8 protein-coding genes are annotated in these 14,257 nt (G+C 64.1%); 1 reads left to right on the plus strand and 7 read right to left on the minus strand.

What is annotated here, in order from left to right:
• The first annotated feature begins 41 nt into the window (after window positions 1-41).
• A complete protein-coding gene (locus tag AC56LG_RS13055; protein ID WP_497166512.1) occupies window positions 42-2,786 on the plus strand; it encodes a PAS domain-containing hybrid sensor histidine kinase/response regulator in 2,745 nt (914 codons plus the stop codon).
• Window positions 2,787-2,922: 136 nt separating this feature from the next.
• Here AC56LG_RS13055 and AC56LG_RS13060 read toward each other — a convergent pair whose 3' ends face one another.
• From AC56LG_RS13060 to AC56LG_RS13090, 7 genes are all read right to left on the minus strand, one after another.
• Entirely contained in the window at window positions 2,923-4,074 is a 1,152-nt protein-coding gene (locus tag AC56LG_RS13060; RefSeq protein ID WP_497166513.1) for a GGDEF domain-containing protein, read from the minus strand.
• Window positions 4,075-4,391: 317 nt separating this feature from the next.
• Window positions 4,392-6,656, minus strand: coding sequence for a YgiQ family radical SAM protein (locus AC56LG_RS13065; RefSeq protein ID WP_497166514.1), 2,265 nt, complete (start codon window positions 6,654-6,656; stop codon window positions 4,392-4,394).
• 91 nt (window positions 6,657-6,747) lie between these two features.
• Window positions 6,748-7,032, minus strand: coding sequence for a DUF4404 family protein (locus AC56LG_RS13070; protein ID WP_497166515.1), 285 nt, complete (start codon window positions 7,030-7,032; stop codon window positions 6,748-6,750).
• A 16-nt stretch (window positions 7,033-7,048) separates the two neighbouring features.
• Complete coding sequence (locus AC56LG_RS13075; protein WP_497166516.1) at window positions 7,049-7,267, minus strand: VF530 family protein; 219 nt, start codon at window positions 7,265-7,267, stop codon at window positions 7,049-7,051.
• A gap of 185 nt (window positions 7,268-7,452) precedes the next feature.
• Window positions 7,453-9,618 (minus strand): M3 family metallopeptidase, encoded by a 2,166-nt coding sequence (locus AC56LG_RS13080; protein WP_497166517.1) that lies wholly within the window; start codon window positions 9,616-9,618, stop codon window positions 7,453-7,455.
• A gap of 210 nt (window positions 9,619-9,828) precedes the next feature.
• Entirely contained in the window at window positions 9,829-11,952 is a 2,124-nt protein-coding gene (locus AC56LG_RS13085) for a M3 family metallopeptidase (protein ID WP_497166518.1), read from the minus strand.
• Window positions 11,953-12,044: 92 nt separating this feature from the next.
• Window positions 12,045-14,183: a M3 family metallopeptidase gene (locus tag AC56LG_RS13090; RefSeq protein WP_497166519.1), complete on the minus strand. Its 2,139-nt coding sequence runs from the start codon at window positions 14,181-14,183 to the stop codon at window positions 12,045-12,047.
• Between the last annotated feature and the right edge of the window lie 74 nt (window positions 14,184-14,257).

Genomic DNA, 14,257 nt, shown 5'->3' on the forward strand with positions numbered 1-14,257 from the left:
GCACTCATTTCGCCAAGTCGGCAAACGTATTCGGACTCGCCATGCAGCACGACCAAGATACCGCCTCCCCGATCGACACCAATGCCCTCGGCCTGCAACTGTTCGAAAGCAGCCCGGACTGCGTGAAATTGCTGAGCAGCGAAGGCAAGGTGCTGGCGATGAACAGGAATGGCATGCGCGCCATGGAGATCGACGACTTCGATCTTTTCTCGGGCACCGCCTGGCGCGGGTTCTGGCCGCAGGAAAGCCAGGATGCGATCGACGCGGCGCTCGCGCTGGCGCATGCCGGCGGCACCGGCAAAGTCAAGGCGTTCTGCCCGACCGCCAAGGGATCGCCGCGCTGGTGGGAAGTGGTCGTCACCGCCGTGTACGCGGAGAATGGCCAGGTGCAAAGCCTGCTGGCGGTTTCGCGCGACGTCACCGCGGCGCACGAGGCCGACATCCAGCGCGAACGCCTGCTCAAGGAACTGCAGGCGGCCAACGCGCGCATGACCGACATCTTCCGCCAGGCACCCGCCTTCATGTGCGTGCTGGGCAGCCCCGATCACGTGTTTGAGCTGATCAATGACCGTTACCTCCAGCTGGTCGGTAACCGCGACCTGATCGGCCAGACCGTGCGCGCGGCGCTGCCGGAAGTCGATGGCCAGGGCTTCATCGAATTGCTTGACCAGGTCTACCGCAGCGGCGAACCGTTTTCCGGCACCGACATGCCCATCATGCTGCAGCGCCATGCCGGTGCCGCCATGGAACAACGTTTCATCGACCTGGTCTTCACCGCCCTGCGCGATGCCGACGGCGCGATCACAGGCGTGCTCGTGCATGGCGTCGACCAGACCGAACGCAAGCTGAACGAGCTCCGGCTGTATGAAAGCCGCGAGCGTTTCGCGCAACTCGTCGGCCAGGCCGCCACCGGCGTGGTCGAAATGGACCAGCAAGGCCGCATCACCCTCGTCAACCAGAAGTACTGCGCCATGCTCGGCCGCAGCGAGGCCGAGCTGATCGGCATGGGCGTGGCCGACGTCACGGCCCCCGATTCGCTGGAGGCGACGCTGGCGGGCGTCGCCGGCCTGATGGCCGGCGGGCCCGGCTTCGTCATCGACAAGCACTACCTGCACAAGGACGGCACGCTCGTGCCGGCCACCAGCAGCGTCAACGCGCTGCGCGGTCCGGACGGCGAATTCCAGGGCCTGGTCGCCATCGTGCTCGACACCAGCGCCACGCACCAGGCCGCGGAAAAACTGCGCGCCAGCGAAGAACGCTACCGCACCCTGTTCGAATCGATGGACCAGGGTTTCGCCGTCATCGAGATGCTGTTCGACGACGCCGGTGTGCCCGTCGACTACCTGTTCCTGGAAATGAACGCCATGTTCGAGCGCCAGACGGGCCTGGTCGACGCCACCGGCAAAAGCGCACGCCAACTGGTGCCCGCTCTCGACCGCTTCTGGTTCGATACCTACGGCCGCGTCGCGCTCACCGGCGAGGCGGTACGCTTCGAGAACGAAGCGGCGGCGATGGGGCGCTGGTTCGACGTCTACGCGACGCGCATGGGCGGCGCCGACAGCCGCAAGGTGGCGCTGCTGTTTACCGATATCTCGGCGCGCAAGCGCAACGAAGAGCAATTGCGCCGCCTGGCCGCCGACCTGTCGGATGCCGACCGCCGCAAGACCGAATTCCTGGCCACGCTCGCGCACGAGCTGCGCAACCCGCTGGCGCCGATCCGCAGCGGTCTCGGCGTCATGCGCCTGTCGGGCGACAACCCCACCGCCGTGCGCAAGGTGCGCGACATGATGGAGCGGCAAGTCGGCCACATGGTGCACCTGATCGACGACCTGCTCGACGTCGCCCGCATCAGCGGCGGCAAGCTCGAACTGAAACGCGAGCGCGCCGACCTGCGGCGCGTGCTGGGCAGCGCCGTGGAAACCAGCGCGCCCCTGATCGATGCCGCGCGCCACCAGTTGCATGTGGTCATGCCCGAGACGGCGCTGGTCGTCGACGCCGACGTGACCCGCATCGCGCAGGTGGTGGCGAACCTGCTCAACAACGCCGCCAAGTACACCCCGGCGGGCGGGCGCATCGACCTGTCGCTGCGCGCCGAGGACGGCATGGCGGTGATCGTCGTGACCGACACCGGCGTCGGCATTCCGGCCGATTCGCTCGACAGCGTGTTCGACATGTTCAAGCAGGTCGACCGCCACATGGAACGCGCCCAGGGGGGCCTCGGCATCGGGCTGTCGCTGGTGCGGCGCCTGGTCGAGATGCACGGCGGCGCCGTCAGCGCGGCCAGCGCCGGCGCCGGTCGCGGCAGCACCTTCGAGGTGCGCCTGCCGCTGGCCGGCGCAGACGCGCCGCCCGATGCGCGCCATGCGCCGCGCCAGGACGGGGACACGGTGCCGGCGGCCGGGACGCAAGCCATCCGCATCCTGGTGGTCGACGACAACGTCGACGCGGCGCTGACGCTGTCGATGATCCTCGAAGCCGGCGGCCACCTGACCCGCGTCGCCCACGACGGCATCGCCGCCCTCGCCGTGGCGCGGGAATTTTTGCCGCAGATCGCCTTTCTCGACATCGGCATGCCCGGCCTGAACGGCTATGAAACCGCCAGCGCCATGCGCCGCACGCCTGGACTGGAAAACGTCACGCTGGTGGCCCTGACCGGCTGGGGAACGGAGAGCGACCGCCTGCGTTCGAGCGATGCCGGGTTCGACCACCATCTGACCAAGCCGGCGCAGCTGAGCGCAGTGCAGGATTTGTTGAACAGCCTCGCGCACGCGGGGAATGGAGAATAAGTGCTTGTGTAGGGTGGGCCGGGCCACGAAAGGCTCCGTCCACGCGATGCAAAGCGTGCGGACTACGTGCAGCGTTTCGACCGGGAACCGTGCGTAACGCGTGGACGAAGTCCACCCTACGGAACGACAGCTGTTCTTACGCCCGGCGCAGACCGGTGCTACTCACTTCCACCCGGTTGCGGCCATTCCTCTTGGCCTCATACAGGGCATGATCGGCGCGCGCGAGCGCGGCCGGCAGGTCTTCGCCGGGATCGAGCACGACCACGCCGATGCTGACCGTCATCATGTAGTCGTTGCCGCAGGTGAGCAGGCGCGTCGCGGCCACGCCCTGGCGCAGGCGTTCGGCGGCATGCAGCGCGCCGTCTTGGCCGGTGCCCGGCAGCGCCAGCGCAAACTCTTCTCCACCGAGGCGGCCCAGGATATCGTGCTCGCGCAGCGCCGCATTACAGGTCGCGGCAAATTTGACGAGTGCCTCGTCGCCGGTGGCATGGCCGAAGCGGTCGTTGAGCTGTTTGAAATGGTCGATGTCGAGCATCAGCAGCGCGATCGGCTGTTGCTGGCGCAGGGCCAGCAGGCGCGCCGCCTCGGCGCGGGCAAAAAAGGCGCGCCGGTTCAGCAGGCCGGTCAGGTCGTCGGTGGTGGCCAGGCGCTCCATGCGCGCGTCGTCGCGCTGCTTGCTCATCAAAATAAAACCGAAGCCGTTGACGATCAGGAGCAGGTAGCCCGCGACATATCCTGTCAGCATATTCCCATCCGAAACGGGCAAGCCGATGATGCTCAGCGCGGCAAAATGGACCAGCGTCGCACCACAGGTGATGTCGGTGACGCCGATCAGGCGCTGCAAGGCGGTTGCATCGGGAAGGCGCGAACGCACCAGCAGGAAGCCGGTCGTGAACGCACCTCCCCCTAGCAGCAGCGACACGTAGGCAACCAGGTCCTCGTACGCCATGCCGGCCAGCGGCGAAGCCCAGGCCAGCAACAGACCGAGGCCGGCCGCCGGAACCAAGCGGCGCTGCAAACTGAAATAGCCGAAAAAGCGCATGTAGGCTGCCGCCTCAAGCGTAAGGCCGATTACCCAACCCGCCGATTCGACAGCGACCAGCAATGGCAGGCCGGCCTGCGGCCGCGCCCATGCCAATAACTGCGTCAGGCCGAAGACCGTGCGCGCCAGCATCCACGTCCGCAGTCCGGCGCTGGCAGTGCTGCTGCGCATGTAAACCAGGATCAGCACGGCAAACGCAATGTTGCCAATGCCGACTGCCAGCATGTAATTATGAAGATCAATCACCAAGAATTCCTTGTGGGCGGACTGCCGCCAGGCATAGGAGCCGGCTTGTTATTCAATCGAACTGGGCGATCAAATTATTATTAAGCAGTTAATATCTATTTCCCAAAAGAATTATCTTACCTCGTTTCGTCAAATAGCTTCACATGCCTGAGGTATTTAGTGGATGTCCTCAGGACAGAAACAACACAAGCGTATAAGGCCGACAATGTTACGTCGCCAATGTGCAACAACATGATGCTATTTAACAAAAAGCCGGCCCGTGCATTGCTGCAGGGGCCGGCTTTTTTGCCGAACTTGACGATGGGCTGCGCATCCTGTTACTTGCGCGGACCCTTCGGCTTGGTCTTGATGGTCGACAAGATCGACGGCCGTGCACGCTCGGGTGCGGCCACCGTTGCGCGTCCGCCACCCGCCGCAGCCCGCTGTTCCGGCTTGCGTTTCACGGCCGCGATCTGGTGCGGCGCCGGTGCCGGCATGCCGCCCTGGCGCTTGCGGTCGCCGACCTGCGGCGCCCCGCCCTCTTCCGACGGATGCCAGGCCGGCACCAGGTGGCGCTCGCCATTGCCGATCAGGTCGCCACGACCCATTTTGACCAGGGTCTCGCGCAGGATCGGCCAGTTTTCCGGATGGTGGTAGCGCAGGAAGGCCTTATGGGCCTTGCGCATCTTGCCGCTGCGCGCCGTTTCCACGACTTCCGAATCTTCCGTCACCTTCTTCAACGGATTCTTGCGGGTGTGGTACATCGTCGTCGCCATCGCCATCGGCGTCGGCGTGAAGGTCTGCACCTGGTCGAGCTTAAAATTGTTCTTCTTCAGCCACAGGGCCAGGTTCAGCATGTCCTCGTCGGTCGAGCCCGGATGGGCAGCGATGAAGTAGGGGATCAGGTACTGCTTCTTGCCGGCCTCGATCGAATATTTTTCGAACATGCGCTTGAACTCGTCGTAGGCGCCGATGCCTGGCTTCATCATCTTCGAGAGCGTGCCCTGCTCCGTGTGTTCCGGCGCGATTTTCAGCAAGCCGCCGACGTGGTGCGTCACCAGTTCTTTTACATACTCGGGCGAGCGCACGGCGAGGTCGTAGCGCAGGCCGGAACCGATCAGGATTTTTTTCACACCCGGGATCGCGCGCGCCTTGCGGTACAGCTGGATCAGCTTGCTGTGGTCGGTACCGAGGTTGCTGCAGATGGTCGGGTACACGCACGACAGGCGGCGGCACGATTCCTCGATGCTCTTCTCTTTGCAGGCGAGGCGGTACATGTTCGCCGTCGGCCCGCCGAGGTCGGTAATGGTGCCGGCAAAGTTTTTCGTCGTGTCGCGGATCAGTTCGATCTCGCGCAGGATCGACGGCTCCGAACGGCTCTGGATGATGCGCCCCTCGTGCTCGGTAATCGAGCAGAAGGTGCAGCCGCCGAAGCAGCCGCGCATGATGTTGACCGAATAGCGGATCATTTCCCAGGCCGGGATATGCGCCTTGCCATAGCTCGGGTGCGGATTGCGCGCATACGGCAAATCGTAGACGTTGTCCATCTCGTCCATGGCGAGCGGCAGCGGCGGCGCGTTCAGCCAGACGTCGCGGTCGCCGTGCGACTGCACCAGCGCGCGCGCATTGCCCGGGTTCGATTCCAGGTGGAACACGCGCGAGGCATGCGCGTACATCACCGGGTCTTCGCTGACGGTCTCGAAACTCGGCAACCGCACGACAGTCTTCATTGCCTTTTCGCGGGCGGCGGCCTGGCGCTGCTCGCGCGTCATGATGATCACCGGTTTGACTTCGGGTTCCGGCGCGGCATTGTCCAGCGCGCAAGCCTTGGGATCTTCCAGTGCCATCGCGTACGGGTTCGGCTGCCTGTCGATGCGGCCCGGCACGTCCACGCGGGTGGAATTGTGCACGCTCCACTCCTCGTCCGGGAGCCAGCCCGGCTGCACCAGGAAGGCGGTGCCGCGGATATCGCGGATTTCCTTGATCGATTCGCCGGCCGCGATGCGGCGCGTCACCTCGACCAGGGCGCGCTCGGCGTTACCGAAGATCAGCAGATCGGCCTTCGATTCGAACAGCACCGAGCGGCGCACTTTATCGGACCAGTAATCGTAATGGGCGATGCGGCGCAGCGAGGCCTCGATCGAGCCGATCACCACCGGCACGCCCGGATAAGCTTCGCGCACGCGCTGGGCGTAGACGGTCACCGCGCGGTCGGGGCGCTTATTCGGCTCGGCATTCGGCGTATACGCGTCGTCGGAACGGATTTTACGATCGGCCGTGTAGCGGTTGACCATCGAGTCCATGTTGCCGGCGGTGATGCCCCAATACAGATTCGGCTTGCCCAGCGCGCGGAACGGCTCCGCCGAGTGCCAGTCGGGCTGGCTGATGATGCCGACCCGGTAGCCCTGCGCTTCCAGCAGGCGCCCGACCAGGGCCATGCCGAAGCTCGGATGGTCGATGTAGGCATCGCCGGTAACGAGGATCACGTCGCACGAATCCCAGCCCAGCGCCTCCATTTCGGCGCGGGTCATCGGGAGGAAAGGCGCGGCAGGTGCGCGACTGGAGCGCTTTGGAACGCTCGCGAAAAGATTGGTTGGGGTCATTGGCCGACATTTTACCGGAAAACGGTTTTGGCGGCTGCTGCCCCTTCAAGAAATTGCTTACATTTCAATGACTTGTGGCTGAGTAGCGACTTCAGATACCCATACTGGAAAGGATATTGCCGAGTTCGCGCAGGGCCGAAGACACGTTCGGGTGGCGTGCATCGAAGCGCGCGCTCAGCTCCTGGGTGCGCGAGCCGAGGCCATAGGTGTTGGCGTCGAGGTCGGCATCGGCGCGGCGCTCGAGCACCTGCTTGATGTCGCCGTCGAGCTGGCGCAGCAGCATTTGCAGCTCTTCGTCGACCGCATCGGTTTCGGCGAGGCTGCGGTGCAGCGTTTTCAGGTGCGCCTTCAGGTTCGAATCGTTCTCGTTCAGCATCTCGGGTCTCCTCTCTCTACTGCGGGTTCGTGAAGCGGGTGGCGAGGTACAAGGCCTCGACCTGCTCGCGCGCCCACGGGGTGCGGCGCAAAAACTTCAGGCTCGACTTGATGCTCGGGTCTTTTTGAAAACAATTGATGTCGATCCGGCGCCCAAGTCCTTCCCAGCCGTAGTGCTCGACGAGGCGGGTTAACAGGGATTCTAAAGTAATACCGTTCAGGGATTGAACACTCATCGCTTGCTTTGTTTTCGAAGTGGGATCAGGGACATTTTATACGGGTGTGCGCGGGCACGAAAAACGCGTGGAGTCAGGACTCCACCCTACGAATACCACTGACCGTAGGGTGGAGTCCCGACTCCACGCGGTGCAACATCAACATATACGCGACGGTGCAATTAACGCACCGTCGCCGGATCAACTTACTGCCCCGTCAACCCGCGACGCTCGAGCAACGGCTGCACCTGCGCATCTCTCCCGCTGAAATTGCGGTACATCTGCATCGCATCGAGCGTGCCGCCGCGCGACAGCAGGGTCTTGCGGAAATGGTCGCCGTTCTTGCGCGTCAAGCCGCCATGCTCCTTGAACCAGTTGACGGTGTCGGCGTCGAGCTTCTCGGCCCACAGGTAGCCGTAGTAGCCGGCCGAATAGCCGCCCGAGAACGTGTGCGAGAAATAGGTGGTGCGGTAACGCGGCGGCACCAGCGCCAGGTCGACGCCGGCCTTTTTCAGCGCCTCGGCCTCGAAGGCGAGCACGTCGGTCGGGATCTGGCCTGGCGACAGCTGGTGCCAGGCCTGGTCGAGCAGCGAAGCGGCCAGGTATTCGGTGGTGCGGAAACCTTCGTTGAACTGCTGCGACGCCTGCACCTTATCCAGCAATTCCTTCGGCATCGGCGCGCCGGTCTGGTAATGCTTCGCATAGTTGGCCAGCACTTCCGGCCAGGCCATCCACATCTCGTTCACTTGCGACGGGAACTCGACGTAGTCGCGCGGCACGCGTGCCAGGCGCGGGTATTTGACTTCCGAGAACATGCTGTGCAGCGCATGGCCGAATTCGTGGAAGGTGGTGCGCACCTCGTCGTAGGTCAGCAGGGTCGGCTCGCCGGCGGCCGGCTTGGCGATGTTCAGGTTGTTGGCGATGACCGGCTTGGTGCCGAGCAGCTTGCTCTGCGCCACCCAGGCATTGGCCCAGGCGCCGCCGCGCTTGTTCGAACGCGCATACGGATCGAAGGTGAAGATCGCCAGCTGCGAACCGTCGGCATCGAACACGTCGAACACGCGCACGTCTTCGTTATAGGCCGGCAGGTCCTTGCGTTCCTTGAACGTGATGCCGAATTCCTTGGTGGCGGCGAAGAAGACCCCATCCTGCAGCACGCGGTTCAGTTCGAAATACGGACGCAGCTGGCCAGCGTCGAAGGCATAGCGCTGGGCGCGCACCTTGTCGCTGTAGAAGGCCCAGTCGTGGGCGGCGGCCTGGAAGCCGCCTTTCTCCATATCGATCGCTTTCTGGATCTCGGCCGCTTCCTTCTTCGCGTTGTTCACGGCCGGCCTGGCGAATTCGGCCAGCAGGCTGTTGACCGCTTTCGTGTTCTTCGCGGTCTGTTCTTCCAGGTTGTAGGCGGCGTAGTTCGGATAGCCCAGCAGGACGGCGCGCTCGGCACGCAGCCTGGCGATCTGCAGCACAACGCCCTTGTTGTCGAATTCGCCGCCGCGCGAACCGCGCGCCAGCGACGCGGCCAGCAGCTTTTCGCGGGTGGCGCGGTTGGTCAGTACCGACAGACCGGCTTGCTGGCTCGTGTTCACGACGGGAACCGCGAACTTGCCGTCCAGGCCGCGCTTCTTCGCTTCCGCCGCGGCGGCGTCGATCTGTTTATCGGTCATGCCGGTCAGCTCGGCACGGGTGTCGACGACCAGGGCCGAGGCGTTCGCTTCCTTCAGCACGTTCTGGGCAAATTGCGTCTGCAGGGCGGCCAGCTGGCCGTTGTAGGCCTTCAGCTTCCCCTTGTCGGCCTCGGACAGCCTGGCGCCGGCGCGCACGAAATCGGTGTGGTAGCGCTCGAGCAGGTAGCTCGATTCGGCGTCGAGTTTGAGCTTGCTGCGCTTGTCGTACAGCGCCTTGATGCGCGCGTACAGCTTCGGGTTCAGGCGGATCGCATCGTTATGGGCGGCCAGCTGCGGCGACAGTTCCTTCTGCAGCGCCTGCAGGGTGTCGTTGGTGTAGGAACCGGACAGGGTACCGAACACGGCCTGCACGCGGTCGAGCAGCCTGCCCGAACGCTCCATGGCGACGATGGTGTTGTCGAAGGTCGGCGCCGCCTTGTTGTTGGCGATCGCTTCCATCTCGGCCGCTTCCTGGCGCATGCCTTCCGCGAAGGCCGGCGCGAAGTGCTCGTTCCTGATCTTGTCCCAGGCCGGGTAGTTGAAAGGCAGCGTGCTCGGTTGGGCGAACGGGTTCGACGCGTCGAACGGGGCGGCTGCTGGGGCGTTCTGGGCGCTCTGGACGGTCGGGGCCGGCGTGGTGGTCTGGGCATGCGCCATGCTGGCGACGGCGAGGCTGACGGCGGCCAGCAGGATGTGGGAGCGGTTCATGGGGTCTCGTTTTAATGTTGTTGCGGAAGTGCGCGGGAAAAGGTAGAGGTTGGCGCTGTGCTGCATTCCGCGTGGGCTCGGAGAGCCCACCCTACGGTGCACCACTGTCCATTGCAAGTTCCAGGTACGGTGGCGTAACGTAGGGTGGGCACCCGTGCCCACGCGTGAACGCTGGTCAGTGTTGGCACAATCACGACCAGCAAAGCCGGATCAGTTGGCGGTCAGGCCACGGCGTTCGAGCAGCGGGCCGATTTCCGGATCGCGGCCGCGGAAGGCGCGGTACATCTCGGTTGCGTCCATGGTGCCGCCTTTCGACAGCACCATCTGGCGGAAGCGCTCGCCGTTCTTGCGTTGCAGGCCGCCGTTTTCCTTGAACCACTCGCCGGCGTCGGCGTCGAGACGCTCGGCCCACAGGTAGCTGTAGTAGCCGGCCGAATAGCCGCCCGAGAACGCGTGAGAAAAATAGGTCGAGCTGTAGCGCGGCGGGACCGGGCCGACATCGAGGCCGGCTTCCTTCAAGGCCTGCGCTTCGAAGCTTTTCACGTCCGTTGGAATCGCCTTGGAGCCGATCTGGTGCCATTTCTGGTCGAGCACCGCGGCGGCCAGGTATTCGGTGGTGCGGTAGCCCTCGTTGAAGCGCTGCGAGGCGCGCAATTTATCCAGCAGTTCCTTCGGCATCGGCACGCCGGTCTGGTAGTGCTTGGCATAGTTGGCCAGCACTTCCGGCCAGGCCATCCACATCTCGTACACCTGCGACGGCAGTTCGACGTAATCGCGCGGCACGCTGGTGCCCGAGAAGCGCGGGTACTTCACGTTCGAGAACCAGCCATGGGTGCCATGGCCGAATTCGTGGAAAGTGGTGCGCACTTCGTCCCAGCTCAGCAAAGTCGGCTCGCCGGCGGCCGGTTTCGCCAGGTTCAGGTTGTTGGTGATGACCGGCTTGTGGCCGAGCAGCGTGCTCTGGGTGACCAGGGCGCTCATCCAGGCGCCGCCGCGCTTGTTCGGGCGTGCGTACGGGTCCATCACGAAGATGGCGAGGTGCTTGCCGTCTTCCTCGAACACGTCGTACACGCGCACGTCGGCATCGTAGGTCGGCAAGTCCTTGCGCTCCTTGAAAGTGATGCCCCACAGCTGGTTCGCGGCGAAGAAGGCGCCGTTCAGGACATTGTTGAACTCAAAATAGGGTTTGAGCTGATTCGCGTCGAACGCGTACTTGGCGGCGCGCACCTTGTCGCTGTAGTAGTTCCAGTCGTAGGCGGCGACCTGGAAGCCGCCCTTCTCGGCATCGATCACGGCCTGGATCTCGGCCGCTTCCTTCTTGACGTTGCGTACCGCCGGCACCGTCAGGTCGGCCAGCAGCTTGTTGACGGCGGCCGTGTCCTTGGCGGTCTGGTCTTCCAGCGAGTACGCCGCGTGGCTGTCGTAGCCGAGCAGTTCGGCGCGTTCGGCGCGCAGCTTCGCCAGTTTCAGCACGGCGTCGCGGTTGTCGAACTCGCCACCACGCGCACCGCGCACCAGCGACACGTTCAGCAGCTTTTCGCGGGTGGCGCGGTTGGTCAGCAGCGACAGCGGCGCCTGCTGGGTGGTGTTCACGACCGGGATCACGAACTTGCCGTCCAGGCCGCGCTTCTTCGCCTCGATCGCGGCGGCGGCGATCGCCTTTTCCGGCAGGCCGGCCAGCTCTGCGCGCGTGTCGACGACAAACGCCGAGGCATTCACTTCTTTCAGTACGTTCTGGCTGAACGCGGTCTGCAACGCGGCCAGCTGGCCGTTGTAGGCGCGCAGCTTCTGTTTATCGGCTTCCGACAACTGGGCGCCGGCGCGCACGAAGTCCTTGTTGTAGCGCTCGATCAGGAAGGCCGATTCGGCGTCCAGCTTCAGTGTGTCGCGCTTGTCGTACAGCGCCTTGATGCGCGCGTACAGCTTCGGATTCAGGCGGATGGCGTCGCCATGGGCGGCCAGCTTCGGCGCCAGTTCCTTGTCCAGCGCCTGCAGCGTGTCGTTGGTGTAGGAACCGATCAGGGTCGAGAACACCGACTGCACGCGGGTCAGCAACTGGCCTGAGCGCTCCATCGCGACGATCGTGTTGTCGAAGGTCGGCGCCGCCTTGTCGTTGGCGATTTTTTCGATTTCCGCCGCCTGCTGGCGCATGCCCTCGGCGAACGCCGGCGCAAAGTGCTCGTTCTTGATCTTGTCGAAGGCGGGATAGCCGTATTGCAGGGTGCTGGGCTTGGCGAAGGGATTCGAGGCGGCGAGCATGGAGGCAGGGGCGGCATAGGCCAGGTTGGCGACGGCGCAGGCAGCGCCGACGAGCAGGACGGTAGGACGGGTCATGAAGTCTCGGTTAGTTTTAGAGGTAGTTATTGGGTCTACGTAGGGTAGGCATGCCCACCGGAACGGTGATGATCGTTGGCGTTAACGACGAATCAATTCGCCGTCAACCCGCGCCGTTCCAGCAGCGGCTCGATCACCGGATCGCGCCCGCGGAAATCGCGGAACAGGTTCATCGCCTCGGTGGTCCCGCCGCGCGAGAGCAGGGTCTTGCGGAAGTGGTCGCCGTTCTTGCGCGACAGGCCGCCATTCTCGGTGAACCACTGCACCGTGTCGGCATCGAGCTTTTCGCTCCACAGGTAGGCGTAGTAGCCGGCCGAATAGCCGCCGTTCATCGAGTGCGAGAAATAGGTGGTGCGGTAGCGCGGCGGCACCGGCGCGAAGTCGACACCGGCTTCCTTCAATGCCTGCGCCTCGAAGGCCAGCACGTCGCTCGGGATCTGGTTAGGTGTCAGCTGGTGCCAGCGCTGGTCGATCAGCGACGCCGCCAGGTACTCGCTGGTCATGAAGCCCTGGTTGAATTTTTTCGAGGCGACGACCTTGTCCAGCAGTTCCTTCGGCATCGGCGCGCCGGTCTTGTGGTGCCTGGCATAGTTCGCCAGCACCTCGGGCCAGATCGCCCACATCTCGTTGACCTGCGACGGATATTCCACAAAATCGCGCGGCACGTTGGTGCCCGAGAAGTGCGGGTATTTCACGTTCGAGAACATGCCGTGCAGCGCGTGGCCGAACTCGTGGAAGGCGGTGCGCACTTCGTCGTAGGTCAGCAGGGTCGGCTCGCCGCTTGGGGGCTTGGGCACGTTCAGGTGGTTGCCGACCACCGGATGGCGGCCCAGCAGGTGCGACTGCGACACGTATTCGTTCATCCAGGCGCCGCCCTGCTTGTTCGAGCGCGCGTACGGGTCGAAGATGAAGATCGCCAGCTGCTTGCCGTCGGCGTCGATCACGTCGAAGGTGCGCACGTCCGGATCGTAGACCGGCAAATCCTTGCGCTCCTTGAAGGTGATGCCGTATTCCCTGGTGGCGGCGAAGAACACGCCGTTCACCAGCACGTTGTTCAATTCAAAATACGGGCGCAGCTGGTTTTCGTCGAAGTTGTACTGGGCAGCGCGCACCTTGTCGGTGTAATAGGCCCAGTCGTGGGCGGCGATTTTAAAACCACCTTTTTCGGCGTCGACGATCTTCTGCATCTCGGCCGCTTCTTTGCGCGCATTACCGATCGCCGGTTTCGCCAGTTCGGCCAGCAGCTTGTTCACGGCGGCCGGATTTTGCGCGGTTTCCAGTTCCTGCGAATAGGCGGCGTAGTTCGGGTAGCCGAGCAGGGTCGCGCGTTCGGCGCGCAATTTGACCAGTTTCAGCACCAGTTCACGTGTGTCGAATTCGCCGCCGCGCGCACCGCGGTTCATCGACGCCGCCTGCAGGCGCTCGCGCACTGACCGATCCTTCAAGCTTGCGAGCGGCGCCTGGATGGTTGTGTTGGCGATGCCGATCACGTACTTGCCGTCCAGGCCGCGCTTTTTCGCTTCGGCGGCGGCGGCGCTGATCTCGGCATCCGACATGCCGGCCAGTTCGGCACGGGTATTCACCACCAGCGCCGACGCATTCGCTTCCTTCAGCACGCGCTGCGAGAAGTCCGATTGCAGGGAGGCGATCTGGCCGTTGTAGCGCTTCAGCTTTTCCTTGTCGGCGGCGGACAGCTTGGCGCCGGCGCGCACGAATTCCTTGTAGTAGCGCTCGAGCAGAAACCTCGATTCGGCATCCAGCCCCAGCTGGTCGCGCTTGTCGTGCAGCGTCTCGATGCGCTTGAACAGCTTCGGGTTCAGGTAGACGGCATCGTTGTGCGCGGCCAGCCTGGGCGACATCTCGCGGTCGACGGCGTCCAGGCGGTCATTCGTGTTGGCGGTCTGCAGGTTCGAGAACACCGCCGAGACGCGCGCCAGCATTTGCCCCGAGCGTTCCATCGCGACGATCGTGTTGTCGAACGTCGGCGCCTTCGGGTTGTTGGCGATCGCGGCGACTTCGCGCAGCTGCTCGCGCATGCCGGCGGCGTAGGCCGGCAGGAAGTGCTCGTCCTTGATCTTGTCGAAGGCCGGGTAATTGAACGGCAGCGCACTCGGCTTGGCGAAGGGGTTGGAGGCATCGAGCACCGTGCCCGATCCGGCGGGTGCGGCGGCAAAGGCGGTGCCGGCAAAGGCCAGGCTGGCTGCGATGATGAGCATTTGTGGACGGTTCATGGTCTCTCTCACGGACACGAATAAGGCTGCCCGCGGGATCGCCGCCGACAGGTGCGCGCCAGATCATAGCAGGC

This window comes from Telluria sp. ZB2R32 (assembly GCF_059685715.1).

Bases quoted from the DNA above. Each gene is read 5' to 3' on its own strand.
- AC56LG_RS13085 (WP_497166518.1), bottom strand. From the start codon at position 11,952: ATGACCCGTCCTACCGTCCTGCTCGTCGGCGCTGCCTGCGCCGTCGCC.
- AC56LG_RS13055 (WP_497166512.1), top strand. From the start codon at position 42: ATGCAGCACGACCAAGATACCGCCTCCCCGATCGACACCAATGCCCTC.
- AC56LG_RS13070 (WP_497166515.1), bottom strand. From the start codon at position 7,032: ATGCTGAACGAGAACGATTCGAACCTGAAGGCGCACCTGAAAACGCTG.
- AC56LG_RS13090 (WP_497166519.1), bottom strand. From the start codon at position 14,183: ATGAACCGTCCACAAATGCTCATCATCGCAGCCAGCCTGGCCTTTGCC.
- AC56LG_RS13080 (WP_497166517.1), bottom strand. From the start codon at position 9,618: ATGAACCGCTCCCACATCCTGCTGGCCGCCGTCAGCCTCGCCGTCGCC.
- AC56LG_RS13065 (WP_497166514.1), bottom strand. From the start codon at position 6,656: ATGACCCCAACCAATCTTTTCGCGAGCGTTCCAAAGCGCTCCAGTCGC.
- AC56LG_RS13075 (WP_497166516.1), bottom strand. From the start codon at position 7,267: ATGAGTGTTCAATCCCTGAACGGTATTACTTTAGAATCCCTGTTAACC.